Origin of the sequence: Pseudaquabacterium terrae (genome assembly GCF_013266755.1) — a bacterium.
Taxonomy (GTDB): domain Bacteria; phylum Pseudomonadota; class Gammaproteobacteria; order Burkholderiales; family Burkholderiaceae_C; genus Pseudaquabacterium; species Pseudaquabacterium terrae.
Map to the genome: position 1 here is coordinate 741,181 of NZ_JABRWJ010000001.1, position 25,695 is coordinate 766,875.

The 25,695-nt window shown below is 71.9% G+C and carries 28 protein-coding genes; 10 read left to right on the forward strand and 18 right to left on the reverse strand.

Annotated elements, in window-relative coordinates:
- Positions 1–148: 148 nt before the first annotated feature.
- The 3 genes from HLB44_RS03360 (at position 149) to HLB44_RS03370 (ending at position 3,841) form a co-directional block, all read left to right on the forward strand.
- Positions 149–1,159, forward strand: coding sequence for an AraC family transcriptional regulator (locus tag HLB44_RS03360; protein ID WP_173120570.1), 1,011 nt, complete (start codon positions 149–151; stop codon positions 1,157–1,159).
- 102 nt (positions 1,160–1,261) lie between these two features.
- Complete coding sequence (locus HLB44_RS03365; protein ID WP_173121314.1) at positions 1,262–1,816, forward strand: lectin-like protein; 555 nt, start codon at positions 1,262–1,264, stop codon at positions 1,814–1,816.
- Between the two features lie 108 nt (positions 1,817–1,924).
- A complete protein-coding gene (locus HLB44_RS03370) occupies positions 1,925–3,841 on the forward strand; it encodes a hypothetical protein (RefSeq protein ID WP_173120571.1) in 1,917 nt (638 codons plus the stop codon).
- On the opposite strand, the gene HLB44_RS03375 is transcribed toward HLB44_RS03370, so the two are convergent.
- The 4 genes from HLB44_RS03375 to HLB44_RS03390 all read right to left on the reverse strand — a co-directional run bounded on the left by HLB44_RS03375 (position 3,842) and on the right by HLB44_RS03390 (position 6,367).
- Positions 3,842–4,261, reverse strand: coding sequence for a hypothetical protein (locus HLB44_RS03375; RefSeq protein ID WP_173120572.1), 420 nt, complete (start codon positions 4,259–4,261; stop codon positions 3,842–3,844).
- A 5-nt stretch (positions 4,262–4,266) separates the two neighbouring features.
- Positions 4,267–4,803 carry a superoxide dismutase family protein gene (gene sodC, locus HLB44_RS03380; protein ID WP_173120573.1) on the reverse strand — a complete coding sequence of 179 codons (537 nt, stop codon included), beginning with the start codon at positions 4,801–4,803 and terminating at the stop codon, positions 4,267–4,269.
- Between the two features lie 77 nt (positions 4,804–4,880).
- Positions 4,881–5,660 (reverse strand): EcsC family protein, encoded by a 780-nt coding sequence (locus HLB44_RS03385; RefSeq protein WP_173120574.1) that lies wholly within the window; start codon positions 5,658–5,660, stop codon positions 4,881–4,883.
- Complete coding sequence (locus HLB44_RS03390; RefSeq protein WP_173120575.1) at positions 5,660–6,367, reverse strand: glycine-rich domain-containing protein; 708 nt, start codon at positions 6,365–6,367, stop codon at positions 5,660–5,662. Before HLB44_RS03390 ends, HLB44_RS03385 begins: the two co-directional genes overlap by 1 nt.
- A 44-nt stretch (positions 6,368–6,411) precedes the next feature.
- On the opposite strand from HLB44_RS03390, the gene HLB44_RS03395 reads away from it, so the two are divergent.
- Positions 6,412–7,230, forward strand: coding sequence for a DUF72 domain-containing protein (locus tag HLB44_RS03395; RefSeq protein WP_173120577.1), 819 nt, complete (start codon positions 6,412–6,414; stop codon positions 7,228–7,230).
- On the opposite strand, the gene HLB44_RS03400 is transcribed toward HLB44_RS03395, so the two are convergent.
- From HLB44_RS03400 to HLB44_RS03430, 7 genes are all read right to left on the reverse strand, one after another.
- Complete coding sequence (locus tag HLB44_RS03400; RefSeq protein WP_217283508.1) at positions 7,169–8,209, reverse strand: DNA alkylation repair protein; 1,041 nt, start codon at positions 8,207–8,209, stop codon at positions 7,169–7,171. The two genes, HLB44_RS03395 and HLB44_RS03400, sit on opposite strands and share 62 nt — an antisense overlap.
- A 10-nt stretch (positions 8,210–8,219) precedes the next feature.
- A complete protein-coding gene (locus HLB44_RS03405; protein ID WP_173120579.1) occupies positions 8,220–8,885 on the reverse strand; it encodes a glutathione S-transferase family protein in 666 nt (221 codons plus the stop codon).
- Positions 8,886–8,951: 66 nt separating this feature from the next.
- Positions 8,952–9,383 carry a GNAT family N-acetyltransferase gene (locus tag HLB44_RS37020; protein WP_173120581.1) on the reverse strand — a complete coding sequence of 144 codons (432 nt, stop codon included), beginning with the start codon at positions 9,381–9,383 and terminating at the stop codon, positions 8,952–8,954.
- Between the two features lie 40 nt (positions 9,384–9,423).
- A complete protein-coding gene (locus HLB44_RS37025; protein ID WP_173120583.1) occupies positions 9,424–9,813 on the reverse strand; it encodes a VOC family protein in 390 nt (129 codons plus the stop codon).
- 50 nt (positions 9,814–9,863) lie between these two features.
- Positions 9,864–11,801 (reverse strand): aconitase family protein, encoded by a 1,938-nt coding sequence (locus HLB44_RS03420; protein ID WP_173120585.1) that lies wholly within the window; start codon positions 11,799–11,801, stop codon positions 9,864–9,866.
- Positions 11,802–11,892: 91 nt separating this feature from the next.
- Positions 11,893–12,306 (reverse strand): nucleotide triphosphate diphosphatase NUDT15, encoded by a 414-nt coding sequence (locus HLB44_RS03425; RefSeq protein WP_173120587.1) that lies wholly within the window; start codon positions 12,304–12,306, stop codon positions 11,893–11,895.
- A gap of 32 nt (positions 12,307–12,338) precedes the next feature.
- Positions 12,339–12,884, reverse strand: a complete 546-nt coding sequence (locus HLB44_RS03430) for a hypothetical protein (protein WP_173120589.1) — start codon at positions 12,882–12,884, stop codon at positions 12,339–12,341.
- 25 nt (positions 12,885–12,909) lie between these two features.
- Between HLB44_RS03430 and HLB44_RS03435 the strand changes: the two genes are divergently transcribed.
- The gene (locus HLB44_RS03435) at positions 12,910–13,929 is read left to right on the forward strand and encodes a Gfo/Idh/MocA family protein (RefSeq protein ID WP_173120591.1); all 1,020 of its coding nucleotides are present in this window, start codon (positions 12,910–12,912) and stop codon (positions 13,927–13,929) included.
- A gap of 6 nt (positions 13,930–13,935) precedes the next feature.
- Here HLB44_RS03435 and HLB44_RS03440 read toward each other — a convergent pair whose 3' ends face one another.
- Positions 13,936–14,988: an asparaginase gene (locus HLB44_RS03440; protein WP_173120593.1), complete on the reverse strand. Its 1,053-nt coding sequence runs from the start codon at positions 14,986–14,988 to the stop codon at positions 13,936–13,938.
- Positions 14,989–15,031: 43 nt separating this feature from the next.
- Between HLB44_RS03440 and HLB44_RS03445 the strand changes: the two genes are divergently transcribed.
- A complete protein-coding gene (locus HLB44_RS03445; RefSeq protein ID WP_173120595.1) occupies positions 15,032–15,913 on the forward strand; it encodes a DMT family transporter in 882 nt (293 codons plus the stop codon).
- A gap of 3 nt (positions 15,914–15,916) precedes the next feature.
- Here HLB44_RS03445 and HLB44_RS03450 read toward each other — a convergent pair whose 3' ends face one another.
- Positions 15,917–16,354 carry a hypothetical protein gene (locus tag HLB44_RS03450; RefSeq protein ID WP_173120597.1) on the reverse strand — a complete coding sequence of 146 codons (438 nt, stop codon included), beginning with the start codon at positions 16,352–16,354 and terminating at the stop codon, positions 15,917–15,919.
- Between the two features lie 136 nt (positions 16,355–16,490).
- Between HLB44_RS03450 and HLB44_RS03455 the strand changes: the two genes are divergently transcribed.
- Genes HLB44_RS03455 through pabB form a run of 3 tightly spaced genes read left to right on the forward strand, consistent with a single transcriptional unit; the run spans position 16,491 to position 20,503 of the window.
- On the forward strand, positions 16,491–17,954 hold the full coding sequence (locus HLB44_RS03455) for a sensor domain-containing diguanylate cyclase (RefSeq protein WP_246312021.1): 1,464 nt from the start codon (positions 16,491–16,493) through the stop codon (positions 17,952–17,954).
- Positions 17,955–17,960: 6 nt separating this feature from the next.
- Positions 17,961–18,767 carry a DUF429 domain-containing protein gene (locus HLB44_RS03460; protein ID WP_173120601.1) on the forward strand — a complete coding sequence of 269 codons (807 nt, stop codon included), beginning with the start codon at positions 17,961–17,963 and terminating at the stop codon, positions 18,765–18,767.
- Positions 18,764–20,503 (forward strand): aminodeoxychorismate synthase component I, encoded by a 1,740-nt coding sequence (gene pabB / locus HLB44_RS03465; RefSeq protein ID WP_173120603.1) that lies wholly within the window; start codon positions 18,764–18,766, stop codon positions 20,501–20,503. The genes HLB44_RS03460 and pabB overlap by 4 nt, the downstream gene beginning before the upstream one ends.
- A gap of 4 nt (positions 20,504–20,507) precedes the next feature.
- Here pabB and bioF read toward each other — a convergent pair whose 3' ends face one another.
- From bioF to HLB44_RS03480, 3 genes are read right to left on the reverse strand one after another with little or no spacing between them, the layout of a single operon-like run.
- A complete protein-coding gene (gene bioF / locus HLB44_RS03470) occupies positions 20,508–21,701 on the reverse strand; it encodes an 8-amino-7-oxononanoate synthase (RefSeq protein ID WP_173120605.1) in 1,194 nt (397 codons plus the stop codon).
- On the reverse strand, positions 21,682–22,392 hold the full coding sequence (gene bioD / locus HLB44_RS03475) for a dethiobiotin synthase (RefSeq protein WP_173120607.1): 711 nt from the start codon (positions 22,390–22,392) through the stop codon (positions 21,682–21,684). The genes bioF and bioD overlap by 20 nt, the downstream gene beginning before the upstream one ends.
- Entirely contained in the window at positions 22,385–23,722 is a 1,338-nt protein-coding gene (locus tag HLB44_RS03480; RefSeq protein WP_173120610.1) for an adenosylmethionine--8-amino-7-oxononanoate transaminase, read from the reverse strand. Before HLB44_RS03480 ends, bioD begins: the two co-directional genes overlap by 8 nt.
- Positions 23,723–23,823: 101 nt before the next feature.
- Between HLB44_RS03480 and HLB44_RS03485 the strand changes: the two genes are divergently transcribed.
- Positions 23,824–24,564, forward strand: coding sequence for a hypothetical protein (locus HLB44_RS03485; protein WP_173120612.1), 741 nt, complete (start codon positions 23,824–23,826; stop codon positions 24,562–24,564).
- A 13-nt stretch (positions 24,565–24,577) separates the two neighbouring features.
- On the opposite strand, the gene HLB44_RS03490 is transcribed toward HLB44_RS03485, so the two are convergent.
- Together HLB44_RS03490 and queE are read right to left on the reverse strand one after the other, a co-directional pair.
- Positions 24,578–24,943: a 6-pyruvoyl trahydropterin synthase family protein gene (locus tag HLB44_RS03490; RefSeq protein WP_173120614.1), complete on the reverse strand. Its 366-nt coding sequence runs from the start codon at positions 24,941–24,943 to the stop codon at positions 24,578–24,580.
- A gap of 78 nt (positions 24,944–25,021) precedes the next feature.
- Entirely contained in the window at positions 25,022–25,660 is a 639-nt protein-coding gene (gene queE / locus HLB44_RS03495) for a 7-carboxy-7-deazaguanine synthase (protein ID WP_173120616.1), read from the reverse strand.
- Positions 25,661–25,695 lie beyond the last annotated feature (35 nt).

Here is a 25,695-nt window from a genome sequence, read left to right on the forward strand (position 1 = left end):
CCTGTTCGGTGTTCTGATGCGCGGATCGAATGTAGCGCGGCCCCGCGCGTCGACGCGCCGGACGTGACCGCGGCAGCATACGCAGCCGCGGGGTGCAGCGGGCGCCGAGGAGGTTGCAATCCGTGCCACGAATGGCCAGACTGCGTGCATGTCCGACCGAGCCCCCCGCGCCGTCACGCCGATCGCCTTCGTGGGCGCCATCGTGCTGGCGTACGAACGCTACGGCCGGAGTCCTGCCGAGGCCCTGGCGAAGGCGCAGATCGCGCCAAGCCTGCTCAAACGCAACGACGCGCGCATCAGCGCTGCGCAGATGGAGGCGGTGTCGGCCTTCGCGATGCAGCAGCTCGACGACGAGGCGCTCGGCTGGTTCTCGCGCCGGCTGCCCTGGGGCAGCTACGGCATGCTGGCGCGCGCTTCGATCAGCGCTCCGGACCTCGGGCTGGCGCTGAAGCGCTGGTGCCGCCATCACGGCCTGCTGACCGACGACCTCGTTCTGACACTCGAAGCCTCCGGCGGCCGCGCGCGGCTGCGCATTCACGAGCGGCGGGCGCCGAGCGCCGGCCTGCGCGAGTTCTGCCTCGTCACGCTGCTGCGCAATGTGCACGGCGTCGCCTGCTGGCTGGTCGACTCGCGGATCCCGCTCGACGCGGTGCATTTCCCGTTCGCGGCGCCGCCGCATGCGGCGGTCTACCCGCTGTTGTACCCGGGGCCGGTGAACTTCGATGCTGCCGGGGCCGGCTTCGATTTCGATGCGCGCTACCTCGCGCTGCCGCTCAAGCGCGACGAGCGCGCGCTGAACCAGATGCTGCAACGCGCGCTGCCGTTGACCGTGCTGCCCTACCGGCGCGACCGGCTGCAGGCCCAACGTGTGCGGCAGTGGCTGCACGCGTTCCCGGGCCAGGCGCACAGCGCGGCCTCGGTGGCCGCGGCATTGAACGTCTCGGTGCGCACGCTGCACCGCCAGCTCGCCGAGGAGGGCTCGTCGCTGCAGGCGCTGAAGGACGAAGCGCGCCGCGAGCACGCGATCGCGCTGTTGACGCGCAGCCAGCGGCCGGTCAAGCAGATCGCTGCCGCGGTCGGCTTTGCCAGCGAGAAGAGCTTCGCGCGCGCCTTCCGCGAATGGACCGGCCGCACGCCGAGCGCGCTGCGGCGGCGGTGACGACCGCCCCTTCCGCAACCCGCCCCATGAACGCGGGATCCGCAGCGCGTACCGCGCCCTCTAGAGTTGCGGGGCCGGCAGTGTGCTGGCGAGGGGCGAGACATGAGGAAGACCTGGATCGCGGCGCTCATCGGCGCCGCATTGAGCGGCAGCCTGGCTGCCGCACCCACGCAATGGGCCGGCAACGGCCACTTCTACGAGTTCATCCCCGGCCAGTTCACCTGGCAGCAAGCCTTCGACGCCGCACAGGCGACGAGCTTCAACGGTCAGCAGGGTTACCTGGCGACGGTGACTTCGGGCGCCGAGAACGGCTTCCTGTCGACGAGCATCAGTCGCGAAATCGGCTGGCTCGGCGGCTCGGACGACGGCGCCGAAGGCAACTGGACCTGGCGCGACGGCCCCGAGGCCGGTCAGGCCTTCACGTACACGAACTGGAACCCCGGGGAGCCCAACGACTGCTGCACCGGCGAAGACTTTCTGCATCTGAACTTCGCCATCGTCGGCGGCTGGAACGACCACGGCGGCCCGGGCAACCCCAACCAGCTGAACGGCTACTTCATCGAGTTCAACGGGCAGCGGACAGTGCCTGAGCCGGGCTCGCTGGCGCTGCTGGCGGCCGGCCTGATGGCACTGAGCCTGCGCCGCCGCCGCGGCTGACGCCCGGCACGAATCGCCAGGGCGCGGGCCTTGGGTCACGGCGCGCCGAGGCGCGCCAGGGCGCGGCTTGGGTATAACCACGGGCGGATCCGCCCGTGGAGAAGCCCGATGCGCCCGACGATCCTGCACTTCTGCCTGCTGGCTGCCGCCAGTACCCTCGCGCCGCCGCCGGTGTGGGCCGCCGGCTGCGACGACGCGGCCTTCGTCGACGCGATCGCCGAGGCCGCCTGGATCAACCTCGACGTCACACCGGCGCAGGGCACGGCCGGCGTGCGCGCCGCGCTGCAGCAGGCGCAAGCGGCGCACCCGAACCAGCCGGTGCGCATCCGCCTCGCGCCCGGCGCCTATGCCGACAACATCGGCCACGAGATCTACGCGCAGCGGCTGCTGCGCGGCGCGGCGAGCCCCATCTGGCTGAAGGCCAGCGACACGCGGCCGAACGCGACCCGGCTCGGCCACGGCATCAACCTGCTCGGTGTCTCGTACATCGCGATCGACGGCGTGACGATCGGCCCGGAGCGCGTCGGTGCCTGGAACGGCCAAGCCCACGCCGATCCGCAGCCGCTGCAGGCCGCTGCCGGCATCCACGTCGCCGGCGCGGCGCTGAACGCGCGCACGAATGCCGCCGGCAACGGCCCGCTGAACTACGCCGTCTATGGGCGTTATGAACCGTCGCACCACATCCTGGTGCGGCGGGTGACGGTGCAGAACCTGTTCGACCCGCAGGAGCGCGACGGCGAAACGAGCGAAAGCCTGTCGATGGACGGCATGAAGTTCAACCAGGTGCAGGACCTGTGGGTGCTCGACAGCCAGGTCAGCCAGACCACGCGCCACGGCATCGACATGGTCGGCGTGCACCGCGCGGCGATCTGCCGCAGCCTGATCGCGCAATCGGGCGGCGGGCTCGGCATCGAGGCCAAGGGCGGCTCCATCGACGTGCTCTACGACAGCAACACCTTCTACCGCGTGCGCCGCGTCGAGCTCGGCGGCGAGGACACCGACGCGACCTATTACTACTCGGCCGACGGCCGCTGGGACTACGAGGCGCTGCGCACGATCGCGCGCAACAACCTGATCGTCGACGCGCGCGAGGCGGCGCTCGAATTCAGCGGCTGCCAGGACTGCGCCGCCGTCGGCAACACCATCGTCTTCACGGCCGGCTACCAGCCGCCGTCCGACGGCGGCACCATCTTCGGCGGCGATGCGATGCGGCTGCACGACAGCCGCATCCTCGGTGCGGCCGACGGCGCCGGCAGCGACTGCCAGTTCTGGGACGCGGCGCAGCAGGACTACGTGACGGTCGACCCGTGCTGGGGCGTCGGCGCCAACGCGCCCGCGCCGGTCAACCGCGTGCTGCGCAGCAACAACCTGCTGGTCGCCAACAACGTGTTCGCAGCGGTTGGTGGCAGCTTCGGCCGCGGCACGGGAGGCGTCGTGCCCTGCCCGTTGAACGTCACCGGCGGCACGGCGATGCGCACGCACAACGCCAACTACTGGTGGAACGGCGGCAGCATGCTGCCTTCCGAAGGCTGCAGCGCGCTGAACGAAGGGCCGCGCTCCAGATGGCCCGGCGCCGGCGCGACGCTGTCGCCGATCGCCGGCAGCAGCATCGACTCAACGAGCCTCGGCCGGCTCGGCGGCAGCATCGTCGCGGCGCTGCTGCCGCGCAGCGGCGCGCCGCTGGCCGACATGGCGATCGCCGCGGCACAACAGGCCGCCCACGACCGGCTCGGCGCGCCGCGCGGGCTGGTCGGCGGCGCCAGCGTCGGCGCCATCGTCGGCGTCGAGCCGACCAGCGACCGCCTGTTCAACTTCGCCGAGCGCTTCTACCCCGAGTACTTCCCGACGCACGCCGCCAGCGGCCACGCCATCGGCTACTACTACCGCCACCACGCGGCGACCGACACCTACATCGGCAGCAAGGACGGGCGGCTTTACGTGCTCGGGCCGGCCTTCGGCGGCCAGATCACCGACCTCGGGCCGCTGGCGAACTGGCTGCCGGCGGCGCAGGAGGCCGGTTTCTGATCAGGCCTTGTCGACACGCACGCTGACGCGGTACTCGCCGAGCGGGATCGGCTGCGTCGTCATCGGATAGGGATCGACCGTGATCAGGTTGATCCGGTAGCTGCGGTAGCTGGCGGTGCCCTTGTCGGTCGTGGTCGACAGCGCCAGCGCAGCGGGCGCCTCGCCGTTCTGCACGATGCCGACCCGCGCGACCGCCTCGCCGGCCCAGATGCACAGCGCCGTGGCAGGGCAGCGCGAGTCATCGACCGCGGTCAGGATCAGGCTCAGGCCTTCGGCGGCAATCACCGCGGGCGTGCCGGCCTGCAGCGTGACGGTGTAGGGCGCGCTCGACGGTTGGGCGGTCGGACCGCCGGCATCACCGCCGCCGCAGGCGCCCAGCAGTGCGCAAGCCACGGCAAGCGTCAGGGTCTTCAGGCTCATCACGCTCATCCTCCGATCACGCCGCACACCACGCGCGCGCCGCCGCCGCCGAGCGGCGCCGGATGGTCGGCGTGGTTGTCGCCGCCGGCATGGATCATCAGCGAGCGGTTGCGCACGTCGGCCAGCTTCAGCCTCGGCGCGAGCACGGGATTGTCCGCACCCCCGCCCGCCGCGACGTACAGCGCCGGCAGGTCGCCGAGGTGGCCGTCGCCCCAGGGCTCGCCATGGCGCTTGGTGCCGGCCGGATCGAAATGGCCGCCGGCGGCCAGCGCGGCGACCGGGCTGCCGCCGGCCGGTGTCGCCGGCTGGCACGACGGGTTCTCGTGGATGTGGAAGCCGTGCAGCCCGGGCGGCAGGCCCTTCAGCGACGGATGGAATACCAGCCCGTACGGCGATTCGGCGATGCGCACCGTGCCGGTGGACGCACCGGTGCCCGAGGCGTCGACCAGGTGCATCGTCACCGTGATCTCGGCCGATGCGGCCGGGGCGGCGAAGCCGGCGATGCCGGCGGAGAGGGCGAGCAGCGAAATGGCGCGTTTCATCGAGGTCGGTCTCCTGGTTCGGCGATGGCGCGAAGCATACCCGCGCCCGGGGGGCATGCCCGGGCCGCGTCAGCCGCTCACAATGCGAGATAGGCCTCGCGCACCGCCGCTTCGCCATGGCGCCGCTCGAGCCGGCGCACCGTGAAGTGGCCGCGGCTGATGTCCTGGAAGTGGTCGATGAACAGCAGGTTGATCAGCGCGCCGCCGGCCGCACCGATCACCGGCACCGCCTGCGCCGCCGCCTTCTCCGACACCTGCACGTTGAAGCGTGCGGCGACGACGCTGATCAGGCGCAGCAGCGCCGGCGCGCCGTCCTGCAGCATGGCGTGCCTGAGCAGGTGGCCGCCGGCATCGCTGACCGCGCGCGCCAGCGCCGAGCGCATCGCGAAATAGCCGGTCTCGCTGGCATCGTCGCCCTTCGACGGTCCGCCGAGCGCGAAGACCTCGATGCAGGCCAGCTTGGCCGGCAGCGTGTCGAGCGCTTCGCCGTTGGCACGCGCGATGTCGGCGATCGAGCGGCAGATGATCGTCGTCGACACCGGCAGCTCGATGATCAGCGCCGGCAGCCCGAAGGCGCCGCCGGCCGCACCGCTGACGGTGGCGGCCAGCTTGTGCCAGCGTGGGCTCGACGCGGCGGCCGACTGCGGCTGCATCGTCAGCAGCGCACCCTTCAGCGCCGCGAGCAGCGCCTCGCGCGTGGCCTGGCCGAGCTTGTCGCGCCAGCCGGCGGGCAGCAGATCGAAGCCGCGCTCGATCGGCCGGCCGAGCACGTTGGCTGCCTTGGCCGCCAGCCCCGGCGTTTCCAGCAGCGCCTTGGCGGCGGCCAGCTCGGCGAGGTCTTCGGCAGACAAGCCCATCAATCGCCTCCCCCGCTGCTGCAACCGCCGCCGCCACCGTCGCTCGAGCCGCCGTCGCCGTCGGATCCACCGTGGCTGGCGTCGCCGAAGCCATCGGTGCCGCCGTCGAAGCGGTCGCTGTGGAAATCGGTCGCGCAATGGGTGCTGCCACCACCGCCGGCGACCGTGTCCGTGCGGCGCGGGCCGCCGCAGTCGGGCACGTAGCGAAAACCGCCGGCGATGCCGAGCTTCGTGTCCAGCGCGAACAGCAGCGGCAGCCGGGTCGGCTTGCGCGGATCGATGTGCTCCTCGCGGCAGACATGCCACCAGCAGCGCCGCAGCCCGGCATTGCCCGCGCGCTGCGGCCCGAGCACGATGGCCGGCGTGTGGTGCAGGAAGCGGCCGAAGGCGTGGCGGCAGAAGTCCTGGTAGTGGCGGGTGTAGACGATGAACTCGTGCCACAGGTCGTCGGCCGCCTGCGAGGGCATCGCCACCGGCTGCCGGCCGCTCTTCAGGCAGGCCAGGAAGAACTGGCGCAACCCGTGCGCGACGAGCTGGCAGTCCTTGGCCGTCAGTTGCGGATGGTGGCCGCGCAGGCGGTCGAACAGGCCCTTGGGCAGTGCAAATTCACGGATGTGTGCCTCGCGGCGCAGGACACGCTGGCGCCGCCACATCCAGGTCGCGGCAATCAGGACCAGCAGCAAGGCGATCAGCGGCAGGACGGTCATCGTTGGCAGCAGGCGGTCAGCAGCACGCGGGTATTCTGCGGCCGATGAACACGTCTGCACCATCAGCGGCCACGGCCATCCGCGTCGGCGTCGGCGGCTGGACCTTCGAACCCTGGCGCAACAACTTCTACCCCGCCGGCTGGCCGGCGAGCCGCGAGCTCGAATACGCGAGCCGCCAGCTGACGGCGATCGAGGTCAACGGCACCTACTACAGCACGCAGAAGCCGGCGACCTTCGCGAAGTGGCACGACGAGACGCCCGAGGGCTTCGTGTTCTCGCTGAAGGCCTCGCGCTTCTCGACCAACCGCCGCGTGCTGGCCGAAGCGGGCGACTCGATCCGCCACTTCGTGGGCAGCGGCATCGCCGAGCTGCGCAGCAAGCTCGGGCCGATCGTCTGGCAGTTCGCGCCGACCAAGCGTTTCGACGCCGCCGACTTCGAGTCCTTCCTGAAGCTGCTGCCGCCCGAAGTGAGCGGCCGAGCGCTGCGCCACGCACTCGACGTGCGGCACGAGAGCTTCCGCTGCGCCGAGTACCTGGCGCTCGCGCGCCGCTACGGCGCGGCGACGGTGTTCACCGATGCGGACGATTACCCGCCGATTCCCGACCTCACCGGGCCCTTCGTCTACACGCGGATGATGCGCACCGACGCCGCCCTGCCCGACGGCTGCCCGCCCGAGGTGTTTCCCGACCTGGCCGCCTGCGCCCGGCGCTGGCGCGACGGCGGCGAGCCGGATGGCCTGCCGCGCATCGAGCCGGCGCCCGCCGGCAGCGCCGCGCCGCGCGACGTCTTCATGTACTTCATCAGCGGCGCGAAGGAGAAGGCGCCGGCCGCGGCGATGGCGCTGATCCGCGCGCTCGGCTGACCCGCTCCACGACCGACTGGCTGGCCAGCTCGCGCGCCGCGTCCTTGCCGATCCAGCGCGTCGCCGGGTTGCTCGATTCGGCCAGCCGCGCGGCCAGCGCGACCGCCGCCGCATGCAGCGCCGGATTGCGCTTGCCGATGCCGCGCAGCGCCATGTTGACGGCCTTCTTGACGAAGTGGCGCTCGTCGCCGGCGGCTTGCTCGATGCGCTTCAACGCGTCGAGAAACAAGCGGTCGGGCGCTTGTTTGTCGTGCACCGACAGCCCCCAGGCCAGCGCGAACGCCGCGCGGCGCACGTACTCCTCGTCGCGCGCGGCCCAGGCCTGCAGCCGGTCCCACGCATGCGGCGTGCGGTCGAACAACGCGAAGCACAGCGTGTCGCAGATCGCCCAGTTGTCGAAATCGGCGCACCAGCGGTCCATCTGCGCCACCGTCACCTGGGCCGGATCGTCGACGTAGGCGGCCAGCATCCGCGACTCGTAGCCGCCGTGGCGCCACAGCTGTTCGGCCAGCGCATGCGACCTGGCCCAGCGCTTGGCGATCGCCTGGATTGCCGCCATCGGCACGCCGATCGCGTGCTCGATCGGGATCGCAAAACGGGTCAGGCCCTGGCGATGCGATTCGCTGGCCGCGGCCTGCAGTGCGGCCAGCGCTTCGGCGAGGCGATCGTCGGCTGCCGGCTGCGCGGGCGCACGCAGCGCCCGTGGCTTGCGCGGCGCGCTCGCCGCGCCGAGGCATTGCTCCACCGCTGCCAGCAGCTTGCGCTGCTCGGCCTGCGTGCTGACGCGCAGCCGTTCGAACTCGGGGCCCTGCAGCTTGACGTCGGCGAACAGCCCGCTCGGATCCTCGTGAAAGTGCAGGAACGCACTGGACTTGCGATAGAACGAGCCCGGCGTGCGCTCGCTCAGCGCCGGCTGCTCGCGCAGCCGCTGCAGCAGCGGCTCGAGTGTCGCGAGGGCACCCGGCCCGGCATGCTTCATCGCGCGACGCTCAAGCCAGCGGCGCGGGCGTCAGCGGCACGCCTTGTTCGATCGCCGCGCGGTCTTGCGCCGCAAGCGCACGCTGGTAGGCGGCACGGGCCTGCACGCGCTGCCCATACGCCGCCACGGCGGGCGTGAAGCGATCGGCCAGGTCCAGGTAGCCGGCGAGCACCAGCGCATAACCCACCGACACGTCGGCGGCGGTGAAGCGCCCGGCGCACAGCCACTCGTTCGCAGCGAGCCGCGGCTCGAGCGTGCGCAGCCGCGCCAGGAACCACGTCGCATAGTCATCGGCCACCTGCGGCTGCTTGCGCTCGTCGGGCTCGAAGCGGCGATACCGCAGCACCAGCGTCTGCGGGAAGGTCAGCGTCGCCTCGCCGAAGTGCAGCAGGTTCAGGTACTCGCCGAAGGCCGGCTCGTCCGGCGCCACGTCGAGCGCGCGCGGCGAATGGCGCTGCGCCAGGTACTGGCAGATCGCCGCCGATTCGGTCATCCGCAGTGCACCGTCGACGAACGCCGGCACCGTGCCGAGCGCGTTGTGCTCGAAGTAGCGCTTGTCCTTCACGCGCGGCGGGAACGGCCAGACGCGCAACTCATAGGGCAGGCCGATCTCCTCGAGCATCCACAGCGGGCGAAAGGAGCGTGCGCTGATGCAGTGGTGCAGTGTGATCGTCATGCGTCAGGTGGTGATGGCAGGTGGGCGTCGGGATTGTGATCGCCGACGAGGGTGCCCTCCTCGAGCTCAGGTCTCGTCGAGGTAGCCGCGCTCGAACGCCTGCGCCTGGTCATCGAAGATTGCCATCGCGGTGCGCATGCGGCGGAAGCCCAGGCGCTTGTAGAACGGCTCGCGGCCCGGTACCGCGTAGAGGATGATCTTGCGGTGCCCGCGCGAGCGCTCGACGAGCCGCTCGACGATCTGCTTGCCCAGCCCCGTGCCCTGGTGGCTGGGCATCACGGCGATGTCGCAGAGGTACGAGCAGTCGACGCCATCGGCCAGCGCGCGGCCGGCGCCGACGAGCCGGCCGTCTTTGCGCACGAAGCAGCGGAACATGCTGTTGCCGAAGGCCTGTTGCAGCCACGCGGGCGCCTTGTTGCCCAGCGGCGCCGCGCGGTACAGCGCGGACAGCTCTTCCCAATCGAGGTCGTCGAGGCGGTCGGACCAGTCGAGCGGCACGGGTGGTCTCCTTGTCGGTGAAGCTGCGAGTTTGTCGCTTTCAGCGCGCGGGCCCGAGGTAGGTCGACACCCACCAGGTGTTGCCGCCGGCGTCGACGAAGCCGCATTGGCGCTCGTGGTACGGCTTGTCCTCGGGCGCGGCCAGGCTGCGCGCGCCCTGCGCGATGGCGCGCTGATAAACCGCATTCACATCGGCCACGTAGACGTAGACCGCACCGACCCACGGCGTGATCGCGGGCGGCAGCTCGCCGGCCTCGACCCAGACGTAGGAGTCGCCGATCTGCAGCAGGATCGGCCCTTCGTCGTTGCGCTCGAGCACCGTGGCGCCGAAGGTCTTCTCGAGAAACGCCGGCAGCGTGTCGGGTCCGTGCAGATACGGCCGGACCGAGCCGGCACCGCGGTGCACGTGGGCGAGTGGCGTGGGGTTCATGTCTTGCTCCCTGCGTGATTCGACTGAATGGGGTTCGAGCCGCGACCTGATCAGCGATGAAGGGCCTGCAACTCCTCGAACGATACGACCTCGCCGGCGATGGCACTGGCCGCGACGGTGGGCGGGCTGGCGAGCCACACCTGTCCCGGGCCGGAGCGGCCGGGGAAGTTGCGGTTGATCGCGCTGATCGTCACCTCGTCGCTGCGTGTCGACGAGCCCGGCCCGCAATTGGCGCAGGCGCCGCAGGCCGGTTGCAGCAGCTCGGCGCCGACGGCCTCGAACGCGGCCAGGTAACCGCGCGCGATGCAGTGCTCACGCACGTCGACGGTGCCGAACTGCAGGTACAGCTTCGTCGTCGGCGCGACGTGCAGGCCGCGCGCGGCGGCCCAGGCGAGCACCGCGTGGTAGTGGTCGAAGTCTTCGCGCTTGCCGGCTGTGCACGAGCCGCCGTAGGCGATGTCGACGCGCGGCCGTTCGGTGAGCGCGGCCAGCGGCCGGCCGAGGCCGGGATCGCCGGGCGCCGCGACCATCGGCGTCAGGTCGCTGCAATCCAGCGTGATGGTGTCGGCGTAGCTCGAACCGGCGTCGCTGCGCATCCACGCCTCGATCGTGAGCTCCACGCCGCGCCGCTCGCGCAGGAAACGCACCGTCTCGTCGTCGGGCGCGACGATGCCGCTGAAGCCGCCCAGCTCGGCCGTCATGTTGGTCAGCGTCGCGCGCTCGTCGATGCCGAGCGCGCGCACGACCGGGCCGCAGAACTCGAACACCTTGCCCAGACCCGAGCCGGCGCGGATCGCCGGCAGCGCCAGCAGGTGCAGCACGATGTCCTTGGCCGTCAGCCCGACCGGCAGCGTGCCGAGAAGCTCGATGCGCAGCGAGGCCGGCACCGTCAGCCGCACCGCGCCGGTGACCAGGCTGTTGGCCAGGTCGGTCGTGCCGACACCGAAGGCCAGGCAGCCGAGCGCGCCGGAGTGCGGCGTGTGCGAATCGGTGCCGGCGACCACCTGGCCCGGCAGCGCGTAGCGCTCGGCCATCAGCGCATGCGAGATGCCCTCGGAGCCGCCTTCGGGCAGGTAACCATGGTCGTGCAGACCGAAGCGCGCGGCAAAGTCGCGGTGCGCGCGCGACAGCGACAACACGCCGTCCACCAAGCCGCCCTGCTGGTGCAGCGGGCTGCGCCCGGCATACGACAGGTGGTCCTCGAACATCAGCACGCTGGCCGGCTCGTGCAGCGCCAGCTCGGCGCCGAACTCCTGACCCAACAGGTGAGCGGCCATGCCGGTGTAGTACTCGTGGATGAAGCGCCAGTCGGCGCGCACGAAGGCGCCGCCGCCGGGCTGCAGCGTCGGCGGCGCGTCGGGCGTTTGCAGCAGGTGGCGCGCGAGGATCTTCTCGGTCAGCGTCAGCGGCCGGTCGGTCGCGGGTGATGCCGGCTGCAGCACCGTCATGCGGCTGCGCCCGTAGCGCAGCAGGCCGCCCGCACGCAGGATCGCGGCGGCCAGCGCGTCGCGGCCGGCGACCAGCTCGTCGATGGTGATCGCCTCACCGCGGCGAATGCGCTCGATCAGGCCGAAGTCGGTGCTGGTGAACAACCCCACGTTGTCGGCGTTCTGCCGGTAGATGCGCTCGAAGCGCTCGGCGATCACCAGCCGGATGCCGGCCTCGCGCTCGGCCACCGGGCTGTGCTCGCGCGACGAGCCCTTGCCGTAGCGGCTGCCGGCGACCGTGACGCTGAAGCCGCCCGCGCGCACGGCATCGGTGCCGATGGGGCAGCGGTCGCCGGCCTTGAAGCCGACGTAGGGGCAGCGGCCGAGGCGCTCGTCGAACAGCGTCAGCACGCGGATCGGCGTGATCTCGTCGGTCGAGATGTCGTCGCGCAGCGGACGCGCCGCGTCCAGCGCGAGGTCCGCGCCGGCGAGCTGGCGCTCGACCAGCAGCGGGTCGGCGCTGAGAAAGAGGATGCGGCCGGGCAGCTCGAGCGTGTGCATCGGCGCAGTCTGCACGCGGCTGCACGGGCGAGGTAGTGCCCTGCCGGCAACGAGGTCATCGCGGGGGACGAAGGCTGTGGCGGCCGACGACTCAGGACATGTCCGGCGGCCGCCAGCCGCTGTCGACCAGGCTTTGCAGCGGCGCAAACACCGGCTGCGGCAGCGCATCCCACTCGCACCACTGCCAGCCGAGGCACTTGTCGGGCTCGCAGCGCACCGGTTCGCCGCTGACCGCGTGCGCCAGCACGAAGAGCGTCAGGTAGTGCCGTGGCGGTGATCCGAAGACATCGCTGGTGTAGGGCCCGCGCGCGAAACGCGCGGCGGCGAGGCCGGTTTCCTCGGCGAGCTCGCGCGCCGCACAGGCCTCGATCGCCTCGCCGAATTCCAGGTGGCCGCCGGGCAGCGCCCAGTGGCCGGCGCCGTGCGAACCCTGGCGCTGCCCGAGCAGCACGCGGCCCGCGCGCACCACGATGACGCCGATGCCGACGCGCACCGCTTCGTTCATTCAAGCTCCCCCGCGCCAGGTGGTCGCGCCCATCAGGGCTTCGCCTGCTGACGCACGAAGTCAGCGGCCATCTCCTGCGCCAGCACGTCCGGCGCCAGCCGGTCGAAGCTGCGCAGGTCCAGCGTCATTTCGCGCTGCGTGCTGAAGCTCGGCGCACCGATCGACAGCAGCGCGCCGCCGCCGGCGAGATTGCGCACGCGCAGGATCGGCTGCGCGCGCAGCCGCACGGTCAGCGTGCGCGCCGCCTCGTCGGCGAAGATCGTCGTCTCCAGCAGGCGGTCGCAGCCGGCGTCCTGCGCCCGGTCGAGGATGGATTGCACGTTGGCCGGCAGGTCGCGCGATTCGACCGCCAGCGGCAGCCGCACGATGCGCAGCCCGGCCTGCTGCAGCCGGCCGGCGACCTGCGCGTTGAAGCGGTTGTTGAGCTGGTTCCACGCGGTGTTGGCCTCGTGGTCCTGCAGCGACAGGTTGCGGCCATGGCCGACGACGACGGTGCAGGCCGGCTCGTCCGCCACGGCCGGCGCCGCCGGCCATGCGGCCATGCCCGGCGCCGCCGGTAGCGCGGCCAGGGTGAGCATCCAACAGAGCGACACAATCGCGCGCATGGGCGAACATTTTGCATGGGGCCTGATCGGCCCGGGCGGCATCGCGCAGCGTTTTGCCGATGCGGTGCAACGGCTGCCGGACAGCCGGCTGGCGATGGTGCAGGGCCGCGATGCGGCGCGTGCCGCGGCCTTCGCGGCGCAGTGGGTGCGCGAAGACAAGCCCAGCGTGCGCAGCACCGATTCGATCGCCGCGCTGCTCGCCGAGCCCGGGCTCGACGCGGTGTACATCGCGACACCGCATGCCTTCCACGCCGCGGCGATCGAACAGTGCCTGGCTGCCGGCAAGCCGGTGCTGTGCGAGAAGCCGCTGGTCACCGATGCGGCCACCGCGGCGCGGCTGGCCGCGCTGGCGCGCGAGCGCGGCGTCTTCCTGATGGAGGCGCTGTGGTCGCGCTTCCTGCCGGCGTATCAAACCGTCGGCCAGTGGCTGCGCGAACAGGCGATCGGCCCGCTGCGCGCCATCCAGTCGAGCTTCTGCTTTCACACGCCGTTCGACGCCACGTCGCGCGCGCACGATCCGGCGCAGGCCGGCGGCGCGCTGCTCGACATCGGGGTCTACAACCTGAGCCTCACGCGCTGGGCGCTGCAACAGGCGGGCATCGACGTCGACGAAGCGCCGACCCTGCACGCCCGCGCGCTGAAAGGCCCGACCGGCGTCGACCAGCGCCTGGCGGTGATGCTCGGCTTCGCCGACGGCATCGCCGCGCAGTTCGTCTGCGGCTTCGACGGCAGCGCCGACAACGGCATGCGCATCTTCGGCCGCGACGGCGTCATCACGCTGCCCGAGCACTTCTGGGAAGCGCGGCGCGCGCTGCTGCAGCGCAGCGGCGAATCGCCGACGGTGATCGACGCGCCGTTCGGCATCAACGGCTTCGAGTACGAAGTCATCGAGGCGATGCGCTGCATCCGCGCCGGGGCGATCGAGAGCCCGCTGATGCCGCTGGACGAAACGATCGCGACCCTGCGCTGGATGGATGCGCTGCGCGCGCAGATTGGCGTGCGCTATCCGTTCGAGTGACGGTTGTCAGGCCAGCGCCGCCCGCAAGCCCTCGCTCGCCCGCAGCGCACCAACCTCGATGCCGTTCCAGTTCGTCAGCACCGGCGCGCTGAAGTCCTGCATGAAGGCCCGTTCACCCTCGTCCAGCCGCACCAGCGCCTCGATCACCGCGGCCATCACGACCTCGGCGCCGCGGGCGTTGTTGCCGTCGTCCATCTTGATCGCTAGCCCCAAGCCCTGCTCGGGCAGCGCGGCGCAGTACATGCCTTCGGCGCCGACCTTGCAGAAGACCCGTTCGCCCAGGCGCTCCATCACCCGCGTGTCGAAGCGGCCGCTGCCGGAGACGAAGAACGGCGCGGCCGCCACCGCGGCGCGCAGCCGGCGCGCGGCCGCCGCATGGCCGGGCGCGAGGCCGTGGCCGGTGGCGATGCGTGCGAAGGCCAGCGCCTGCGCGCGCAGCGGGATCGCGTAGGTCGGGATCGAGCAGCCGTCGGTGCCGGCCGGCGTGGCCGCCAGGTCCCAGCCGGTGGCCGCCTGCAGCGCGGCGCCGACCTCGCGCATCACCGGGTGCCCGGGCTTCACATAACCACGGAGGTACGCGGCCGGCTCGACGCCGGCGGCGCGCGCCATCAGGCAACCGACGCAGACGAAGCCCGAGTGCTTGCCGGAGCAGTTGTTGTGCAGCGCGCTCGGCGTCTCGCCGCGAGCGGCGAGCGCCCGTGTGGCCGCCTCGTCGTAGGGCCAGTGCGCACCGCACTCCAGTGCGCCGGCGTCCAGCCCGGCCTTGTTCAGCATGCTCCGCGCCGTCTCGGCATGGCGCGGCTCGCCGCGGTGCGAGGCACAGGCCAGTGCGAGCTCCTCGTCGGACAGGCCGAAGGTGTCGGCCGCGCCGCTGGCCACCAGCGGCAGTGCCTGCAGCACCTTGACCGCCGAGCGCGGGAACACCGGCCGCTCGATGTCGCCGAGCGCGCAGCGCAGCGTGCCGTCGGCATCGACCACCGCCAGCGCGCCGCGGTGGAAGGATTCGATCGCGCCGCCGCGCAGCACGTGGACCAGGTCGGGGTTCGTCGTGAAGCTCATGGACCGACTGTAGTCGCGGCGGGCGGCTGGCGAGAATGCGCCGATGCCCTTGACCGCCCTCGCACTGGTGCTCGTCGCCGCGCTGCTGCACGCCGCCTGGAACATCGTCGCGAAGAAGATCAACGCCGGTCCGCACTTTCCGCTGCTGAGCTCGGTGTTCATCGTGCTGCTGTGGTCGCCGCTCGGGCTGTGGCTCGCGATCGACGCGCTGCCGCGCTGGGGCCTCGCCGAGTGGTCGCTGCTGCTGGCCAGCGCGGTCGCGAACCTGGTGTACATCCGGGCGCTGCTGGCCGGCTACCGGGCCGCCGAGTTGACCGTCGTCTACCCGGTGGCGCGCGGCACCGGGCCGCTGGTCAGCAGTTTCGCGGCGGTGCTGGTGCTCGGCGAGACGCTGGGCGCGCAGGGCATCGCCGGCGTGCTCGGTATCACCGCCGGCGTGTTCCTGATTGCCGGGGGCCCCAGGCTGTGGAGCGCGGCGCACGATCCGGCGCAGCGACAGCGCGTGCGCGCGGGCCTGGCCTGGGGCGGCTTCACCGGCCTGGCGATCGCCACCTACACGGTGATCGACGCCTATGCGGTCAAGGTGCTGCTGATCTCGCCGATGCTGGTCTGCTGGATCGGCAACCTGTTGCGGATCCACCTGCTGCTGCCCACCGCGTGGGCCGACCGGGCGGGCCTGGCGCGCGAGACGCGGGCCTCCTGGCGGGCCGTGCTGCTGGTGGCCGCGCTCAGCCCGCTGAGCTACCTGCTGGTGCTGTATGCCGTGCAGCAGGCGCCGCTGTCGCTCGTCGCGCCGGCGCGCGAGGTGTCGATGCTGTTCGCCGCGCTGATCGGCGGCCGCCTGCTCGGCGAGAGCGACCGCGGGCTGCGCCTGCTCGGCGCCGCCTGCATCGCCGGCGGCGTGATCGCGCTGGCGACGGCCTGAGCGTCAGTCCTCGGCCTGCAGCCGCAACGAGCGCCCGGCAACGACGAAGCGATAACGCCCGCGCCCGGTGCGCTCGATGCGCAGCGCACCGCCCCGCTCGGCCAGGCGCCGCTGCAGCAGCAGCAGGCGCACGTCGACGTTGTCCTTGACGTCGGGCAGGCCGAGCTCGTCGGCGGCCAGCCGCAGCTCACGCGTCGTGAAGTCGGCTTGGGCCGTGTCGGCGTGGCGGCGCGCGAGCTTCCAGCAAATCGCGCCGGCGACACCCTTGATCAAGTACTCGCCGTCGATGAAGACGCTGCGGTCGCGGGCGAAGAAGCGCAGGCTCAGCGGCGGGGGCGGGGCCGGCGGCGGCGCGGTCGGGATGCGGATCTGCCAGGCGGTGGTCGGCAGCACCACCGGCAGCGGCGCAACGGAGCGGAAGAAGATCGGCAGCGGGTTCATGCGTCGCAGTGTGCGCGGCGCCGCGCCGCGCGTCATCGCCCGGCTCGAGGTTCGGCCATGGCCCGTTCGGGCCATCCGCGCCGCGGAGGGCATGCGAGACTGCGCGGCGTCCCCCGCCAGACCCCAGCCCGACACCATGCCGACTTCCCCGCTGAACGACCAGGATCTGGCCCAGATGTTCGAGCTGGCGCCGGTGTCGTTGTGGCTGGAGGACTTCAGCGGCGTGGCGACCCTGTTCCAGCGCTGGCGCGCCGAGGGCGTGCGCGACCTGCGCGCCTTCCTGCGCGCCGACCGCGCCCGGGTGCGCGAGTGCACGCGTGCGATCTTGGTGCTGCAGGTCAACCGCCGCACGCTGGAGCTCTTCGGCGCCGCCGACCTGGCGCAGCTGATGGGCAGCCTGGATCGCGTGTTCCGCGACGACATGCTCGATCACCATATCGAGGAGCTGGTACAGCTGTGGAACGGGGCGCTGGCCTACGGCAGCCACACCGTCAACTACTCGCTCGACGGCCGCCGCCTGGACGTCGCGCTGCAGGTGCGCGTGCTGCCCGGTCACGAGCAGGACTGGCGCCGCGTGCTGCTGTCGCTGGAGGACCTGTCGGCGCGCGAGCAGGCGCGCCGCGCGCTGGAGCGCAGCGAGCGTTATGCGCTGGGCCTGTTCGAGCACTCGCCGGTGTCGCTGTGGGTCGAGGACTTCAGCCAGGTCAAGCGCCTGATCGATGAGCTGCGCGAGCGCGGCATCACCGACTTCCGCGTCTTCACCGACGTGCATCCCGAGTTCGTCGAGCGCTGCATGGCCGAGATCCGGGTGGTCGACGTCAACCGGCAGACGCTGACGATGTTCCGCGCCCCGGACAAGGCGACGCTGCTGCAGCGCCTGCCCGACATCTTCCGCGACGAGATGCAGCGGCCCTTCACCGAGCAGCTGATCGAGCTGTGGCAGGGCAAGCTGTTCCAGCAGCGTGAGACGGTCAACTACGCGCTCGACGGCGAGATGCTGCACGTGCACCTGCAGTTCGCGGTGCTGCCGGGGCACGAGGACGACTGGTCGCTGGTGCAGGTGTCGCTGACCGACATCACCGCGCGCAAGAAGGCCGAGAGTTACCTCGAGTTCCTCGGCAAGCACGATGCGCTGACCAAGCTGCGCAACCGCTCGTTCTTCGACGACGAGCTGAACCGGCTCGAACGCAAGGGCGTGCAGCCGGTGGCGCTGGTGGTGATCGACCTGAACGGGCTGAAGCAGGTCAACGACGAGCGCGGCCACCGCGCCGGCGACGCGGTGCTGCGCCGCGCCGGCGAGGTGCTGGCCAAGGCGGTCGAGGCGCCGGCCACCGCCGCGCGCATCGGCGGCGATGAATTCGCGCTGCTGATCCCGGGCGGCGATGCGCACGCGGCGGAGCTGCTGGTCGCGCAGATCCACGAGCTGGTCGAGCTGAACAACCAGTTCCACAGCGGCGAGCCGCTGGGCCTGTCGATCGGCGTCGCGGTCTCGGAACCGGGTGAACGGCTGGAGGCCGCGCTGCACCGGGCCGACAAGCTGATGTATGCGCAGAAGAAGGACTTTCACGCGCAGGCCGAGCACGACCGCCGAAGAAGCTGAGCGCCGATGCTGATCGGCGTCGACTTCTCCAGCAGCCCGACGCGCCGCAAGCCGGTGGTCGTGGCGGTGGGCGCCGCGCGCGGCGCGGTGGTGCAGCTGCAGCGGCTCGAGCGCTTTCGCACGCACGAGGCCTTGGGCGCATGGCTGGCCGCGCAGCCGGCGTGGATCGGCGGCTTCGACCTGCCGTTCGGGCTGCCGCGCGAGCTGGTCGAGACGCTCGGCTGGCCGCTGGACTGGCCGGCGTGCATCGATCATTACGCGCAAATGACGCGGCCGCTGATCCGCGAGACCTTCGCGGCGTTCTGCGCGCAGCGGCCCGCGGGCGGCAAGTTCGCGCACCGCGCGTGCGACGGGCCGGCCGGGTCGAGCCCGTCGATGAAGTGGGTCAACCCGCCGGTGGCCTGGATGCTGCATGCGGGCGTGCCGCTGCTGCGCGCCGCGGGCGCGGTCTTTCCGGGGCACCAGCCGGTGGCGGCCGATGCGGCGCGCATCGCGCTGGAGGCCTACCCGGGCCTGCTCGCGCGCGAGGTCCTCGGCCGGCGCTCGTACAAGAGCGACGAGGCCGCGAAGCAGACGCCTGAGCGGCTGATCGCGCGCAAGGACCTCGTCGAGGCGCTGGAACAGGGCCGCACGCGGCTCGAGCGGCGGCTGAAGCTGACCCCCGCGCAGCATGCGGCGCTGGTCGACGATGCCAGCGGCGATGCGCTGGATGCGGCGCTGTGCCTGGTGCAGGCGGCCTGGGCATCGGCGCAGCCGGGCTGGGGCGTACCGGCGACCGTCGACACGCTCGAAGGCTGGATCGTCAGCGCATGAGTGACTCGCCCACCTTGCACGCGCTGATCGACTTCGCCGACCCGGCCGTTCAGCTCGGTTTCGGCGCGCCGCTGCGCGTGCATGCGACGCACACGGTAGGCGGCGTGCGCGGCGTGCTCGATGCGGTGGCCGATGAAGCCGCGCAGGGCCGCTGGTGCGTCGGTTACCTGCGCTACGAAGCGGCGCCGGCCTTCGATGCGGCGCTGGTCACCCATCCGCATGATTCGAACGCCGGACCGCTGGCCTGGTTCGGCGTGCACGAGGAGGCGCTGCCGCTGCCGGCGCCGGTTCGCGACGGCGCGCGGGTCGACTGGCAGGACCTGCCGCCGCGCTCACGCTTCGATGCCGACATCTCGCACATCCTCGCGGCGATCGCCGCCGGCGAGCTGTACCAGGTCAACCACACCGCGACGCTGCAGGGCCGCCTGTGCGCCGGCGATCCGCGGGCGCTCTTCGATGCCCTGCGCCGTGCCCAGCCGCGCGCATATGCCGCCTTCATCGACGCCGGCCACGAGCAGATCCTGTCGGCCTCGCCCGAGCTGTTCTTCCATTGGGACGACGGCCGCATCGAATCCCGCCCGATGAAGGGCACCGCGGCGCGCGGCAACACGCCCGACGAGGACGCCGCGCTTGCCGCCGCGCTGCGCGCCTCCGACAAGGAGCGCGCCGAGAACCTGATGATCGTCGACCTGATCCGCAACGACCTGTCGCGTTTCGCCGAGCCTTTCTCGGTCCACGTGCCGCGGCTGTTCGCACTGCAGGCCTGGCCGACGGTGTGGCAGATGAGCTCGGTGGTCGAGGCGCGCACGCGGCCGGGCACCACGCTGACCGATGTGTTCGCGGCGCTGTTCCCCTGCGGCTCGGTCACCGGCGCGCCGAAGGTGCAGGCGATGCGGATGATCCGGCGGCTGGAGCCCGCGCCGCGCGGCGTCTACTGCGGCGCGGTCGGCATCGTGCAGCCGGGCGGCGCGGCCACCTTCAACGTGCCGATCCGCACGCTGCGCCTGGCCGGCGACCGCGCCACCTGCGGCATCGGCAGCGGCATCACCGCCGACGCGCGCGCCGACGGCGAGTGGCAGGAGTGGCGCACCAAGCGCGGATTCGTCGAGCGGGCGAGCGCGCCCTTCGCGCTGCTCGAGACGATGCGGCTGGACGGCGGCGTGTTTCGCGAGCGTGATGCGCACCTCGCGCGGCTCGCGCGCGCCGCGGCGCATTTCGGCTTCGCGTGTGATCCGGGTGTGATCGGCGCCGCGCTGGACGCCCTGGCCGCCGAACGGCCGCAGGGCTGCTGGCGCGTGCGGCTGCTGGTCGATGTCGCCGGGCAGCCGGCGCTCGAGGTGCATGCGCACGAGGACTGGCCGGGCCCGCGGCGCGTGCAGCTTGCCGCGTCGGCCTTGGCCGAGGCCGGCGGCGAGTTCGTGCGTTTCAAGACCACGCGCCGCGCGCACTACGACGCGCTCGCGCCGCGCGATCCGGGCGCCTTCGACACGCTGCTGTGGAACGCCGCTGGCGAGCTGACCGAATTCACCCGCGGCAACGCCTGCTTCGAGCTCGCCGACGGCCGCTGGGTCACGCCGCCACTGCACTGCGGGCTGCTCGACGGCATCGGCCGCGCCGCCGCGCTGCGCGAGGGGCGCGTCAGCGAAGCGGTCGTGCGGGTCGACGAGCTGCCGCAAGTCCGGCGCATCGCCTTCTTCAACAGCCTGCGCGGCTGGATCGACGTGACGCTGGTCTGACGCCTCAGGCGCGCCGCGCGATGTCGTGCAGCGCGCCGGTGAGCCGATCGACGTCCTCGTCGCGGTGCGCGGCACTCAGTGTGATGCGCAGCCGCGCGCTGCCCTCGGGCACCGTCGGCGGGCGGATCGCCGGCACCCACAGGCCGCGTTCGCGCAGGCCCTCCATCACCGCCAGCGCCTCGCGGTTGCCGCCGATGATCAACGGCTGGATGGGGGTCGGTGAGTCGGTCAGCGTCCACGGCAGGCCGGCCAGGCCGCGCTTCAGGCGCGCGATCAATGCCTGCAGGTGCGTGCGGCGCCAGTCGTCGGCTTCGACGAGCCGCAAGCTCGCGCGCAGCGACTGCGCCAGCGCCGCCGGCGCGGCAGTGGCGAAGATGTAGCTGCGCGTCTTCTGCAGCAGCCATTCGATCAGCACGTCATTGCCGGCGACGAAGGCGCCGGCAACGCCGAGCGCCTTGCCCAGCGTCGCCATGTACAACACGCGGCGCGAGGCGTTGGTGCCGGTCAGGCCGGCGGCGGCGAGCGCGCCGCGGCCCTGGGGGCCGAGCACGCCGAAGCCGTGCGCATCGTCGATCAGCAGCAGCGCGTCGTGGCGCTCGCACAGCGCCAGCAGCGCGCGCAGGTCGGCCACGTCGCCGTCCATGCTGAAGACCGCGTCGGTGATCACCAGCTGGCGCCGCGCCGGGCGCGCGGCGAGCGCGGCGTCCAGCGCATCGAGGTCGGCATGCGCATAACGGTGGATCGATGCGCGCGCGAGCCGCGCGCCGTCGATCAGGCAGGCATGGTTCAGCGCATCGGAATGCAGCGCGTCGCCGGCGCCGACCAGCGCCGGCACGATGCCGATGTTGGTGCCGTAGCCGGCGTAGAAGTACAGCGCGCGCGGCAGGCCGACGAAGGCCGCCAGCTCGCGCTCCAGCGACGCGTTGGCGGCCGAGTGCCCACTGACCAGCGGCGACGCGCCCGAGCCGACGCCGAACTCGCGCGCACCGGCGCACAGCGCGTCGACCAGCGCCGGATGGCCGGCGAGGCCGAGGTAGTCGTTGCTGCAGAAGGCCAGCAGGATTTCGCCGTCGACGATCAGCCGCGTGCTGCTGGCCTCGGCCGGGGCCGCGGGCAACACGACGCGGCGGCGCCGTGTCAGGCCAGCGGCGTCGAGCTCGGCCAGGCGGGTGTCGAAATCATCGAGCCAGGAAGTCATCGATCAGCGTCTCGTTGAAGGGAAGATGGCGCGCATTCAGCGCGCCGTGCGGCACGTCGGCCCACAGCGGCGCGGGCAGGCGGCGCTGGAGCGTCGCGATGTTGTCGTCGACGCACGACATCGCCGGGTCGATCCGGTTGGCGACCCAGCCGGCGAGCACCAGGCCGCGCGCGGCGATCGCCTCGGCCGTCAGCAGCGCGTGGTTCAGGCAGCCCAGGCGCAGGCCGACGACGAGCAGCAGCGGCAGCCCGAGCGCGCGCGCCAGGTCGGCGCCGGTCGCGTCGTCGGACAGCGGCACCAGCAGGCCGCCGGCGCCTTCGACGACCACCGCGTCGGCCTGGGCAGCCAGTGCGTGATAACTTTCAACCAGCGCGTCCACCGAAATGCGCTGCCCGGTCCGCGCGGCCGCCAGGTGCGGCGACAAGGGCTCGGGCAGCAGCACGGGGTTGTCGAGTGCTGCCGAGACCCGTAGCGTCGACGCGGCGCGCAGCGCCAGCGCGTCTTCGCTGGCCCAGCCGTCCCCCCGAGTGTCAGGATCCGGGACCGCGCCGGCGGCCACCGGCTTCATGCCGACGACGCGCGCGCGGCGCCGCGCGAAGGCATGCAGCAACCCGGCGGCGATCAATGTCTTGCCGACGCCGGTGTCGGTGCCGACGACGAACACACCGCGGGCGCCTGGCTGCTCAAGCATCGGCCAGCGTGGCTTCCAGCGCCACCAGCGAGCCGCGCGCGAGCAGCGCGATGCCCTCGTCGTCGATCACGTAGGGCGGCATCGTGTAGAGCGTCGGGCCGATCGGGCGCAGCAGCAGGCCCTGGTCCAGCGCATGGCAGTGGTAGCGGCGCGCGAAGTCGGCCGGCGCATCGGCGACGTCCCAGGCCCAGACCATGCCGCAGCGGCGCGCATGCCGGATGCGCGGATGCGCCGACAGCGGCGCGAAGGCCGCGTCGAGCCGCTGCGCGGTGTCGACATTGCGCGCCAGCGCATCGGTCTCATCGAACAGGTCGAGCACCGCCAGCGCGGCGCGGCAGGCGAGCGGGTTGCCGGTGTACGAATGGGAATGCAGGAAGCCGCGCGCCACCTGATCGTCGTAGAAAGCCTCGTAGATCGATTCGGTGCACAGCACGGCCGCGAGCGGCAGCGTGCCGCCGGTCAGCCCCTTGGACAAGCAGATCAGGTCCGGCGTGATGCCGGCCTGCTGGTGCGCGAACAGCGTGCCGGTGCGGCCGAAGCCGGTCGCTATCTCGTCGACCACCAGGTGCACGTCGTAGCGGTCGCACAGCGCGCGGGCGCGGCGCAGGTACTCGGGGTCGTGCATCGCGATGCCGGCGGCGCACTGGATCAGCGGCTCGACGATCAGCGCCGCGGTCTCGGCGTGGTGCTCATCGAGCCAGGCCTCCAGCGCCGCGGCGGCGCGCAACGCGACCTCGCGCGCGCCCTCACCGGCTTCGGCACCGCGCGCGTCCGGGCTCATCACCGTCGCGGCCAGGCGCACCAGCGGCGCATAGGCTTCGCGGAACAGCGCGATGTCGGTCACCGCCAGCGCGCCGACCGTCTCGCCGTGGTAGCCGCCGGCCAGGCCGACGAAGCGGCTCTTCGCCGGCCGGCCGCGGTTGCGCCAGCAATGGGCGCTCATCTTGAGCGCTATTTCCGTCGCCGACGCGCCATCGCTGCCATAGAAGGCATGCCCCAGGCCCGTCAGCACGCCGAGCCGCTCCGACAGCTCGATCACCGGCGCATGCGTGCAGCCGGCGAGCATCACGTGGTCCAGCGTCTGCAACTGATCGATCAGCGCCGCGCGGATCGCCGGGTGGCCGTGGCCGAACAAGTTGACCCACCAGGAGCTGATCGCATCGAGGAAACGCCGACCCTCGTGGTCGTGGAGCCACACGCCCTCGGCGCGCGCCACCGGCAGAAGCGGTGCGCCGCCCTGCTCGTGCAGCTTCATCTGCGTGCACGGATGCCAGACCGCGCGCAGGCTGCGCGCGCGCCAATCGGCGTTGAGACCGCTGTCGAGGGTCATGCGGGAGGGTGCGGCGCGCGCTGAAGTGAACGATGGCCGAATTTTGACAGGCGCCATTCCTATACTCGCGCGGCCAATTCAACCGGAGGGAGCGCCCACACATGGCCAAACGCCAGACACTGACGACAAGAATCGCCGCGCCGATCGCGGCCCTGCTGCTGGCCTGCGGCAGCGGCGCCGCGCAGGCGGCGGAGCCCACGACCGAGCAGCTGTTCCGCTGGGCACAGATGACCTATCCCGAGCTCTTCCCGGACTCGCCGCCGATCGTGCAGCTGCCGCACGACGGCAAGACTTTCCAGGTGCGGTCGTACGTCAACGGCAACCACCTCGGCGTCGCCAACGGCGAGGTCTACGGGCTCGGCGCCTTCACCGGCGGCGTGATCCACAACTTCGGCGCGGTGGCCAACTATGCGAGCGCGGTGTGCGCCAAGCTCGGCTGCGGCACCGGGCCGGACAGCGGAATGGTGTACTCGGCGGTGCAGGTCGGCGCGCCGCAGCCGGCATCGATCACCGCGCAGGTGCCGAAGAACGGCCGGGTCTCGGCGAGCGGCAGCTACATGATCTCGGGCACGCTGGGCGGCGACCTGTTCAGCTTGGCCGGCCAGACGCTTTACGTCATCGTCGAGGATCCGTCGTCGCTGTTCGAGAGCAACGCCAGCGTCAACATCGTGCAAGGCAGCAGCTTCAGCTACCAGCTGGTGCTGCAGCCGCGCACGCTGCCGACGGTGGGCCGCTTCACCGGCACGCTGCGCGCCTTCGCCTGCCTCGATGCCGGCTGCGGCACGCGACTGGGCGGCACACCGCTGCTGATTCCGTACGACGTGACGGTGCGAGCCAACTGAGGTCCGGCGGCCTTCAGCGGCCCGGGCGATACACGCACCGGTCGCCGCTCGACGGCCGCGCGACACTGACCTGCACCACCCCTGGCAGCCGCGCCGCGACGAAGGCGTGCATGTAGCGGCACAGGTTCTCGAGCGTCGCCGGCGCCAGGCCGGGCACCTCGTCGAGCAGGTGGTGGTCGAGCTGGCCGCGCAGCTCGGCGATCACGCCGCGCAGCAGCGCCAGGTCGGCGACCATGCCGCTGCCCGGATCGGGCTCGCCGGCCAGCGTGACCTCGGCGTGGTAGCTGTGGCCATGCAGGCGGCGGCTGGAGACGGTCTCGTGCAGGCGCTCGAGCGTGTGGGCAGCGTCGAAGTGGAACGACTGGCTCAGCTCGAACATGTCAGTGCCGCCCGGCCGCCCGAAGGCACTGACGCTCCCCCTCGGGGGGCAGCGAACGGAGTGAGCGTGGGGGCTGATTCATCGGATCCCGATCATCTTGTGCGTCTGCAGGCACAAGCGCCAGCGCGGGTGGTCCAGGCACCACTGAACCGCCCAGTCGGTCGCCGCGTCGCGCGCCGGACCGTCCATCGGCTGCACCATCCAGTGCGCGAAGTCACCTTCGGCTTCGAGCTGCAGCGGGTCGATGCCGGGTTGCGGAACCACCAGCTTCAGCTCGTCGCCGCGCCGCTGCACCCAGGGTGCGCCGGCCTTCGGGCTGACGCAGATCCAGTCGAGCCCCGGCGGCAGCGGCAGGCTGCCGTTGGTCTCGATCGCGATCTGGAAACCTTCCGCATGCAGCGCGTCGATCAGCGGCGTGTCGAGTTGCAGTGCCGGCTCACCGCCCGTCAGCACGACGAAACGGTTGTGGCGCTCGGTCGTGCCCCAGGCGGCCGCGACCGCCGCCGCCAGCGCCGCGGCATCGGCGAATCGCCCGCCGCCGCTGCCATCGGTGCCGACGAAATCGGTATCGCAGAAGCGGCACACCGCCTCGGCGCGGTCGGCTTCGCGGCCGCTCCACAGGTTGCAGCCGGCGAAGCGGCAGAACACGGCAACGCGGCCGGCCTGGCGGCCCTCGCCTTGCAGCGTGCGAAAAATCTCCTTGACCTGGTACGGCATCGGTCCACGCCCCGCTCGGGCAAAAGGCGTGGATT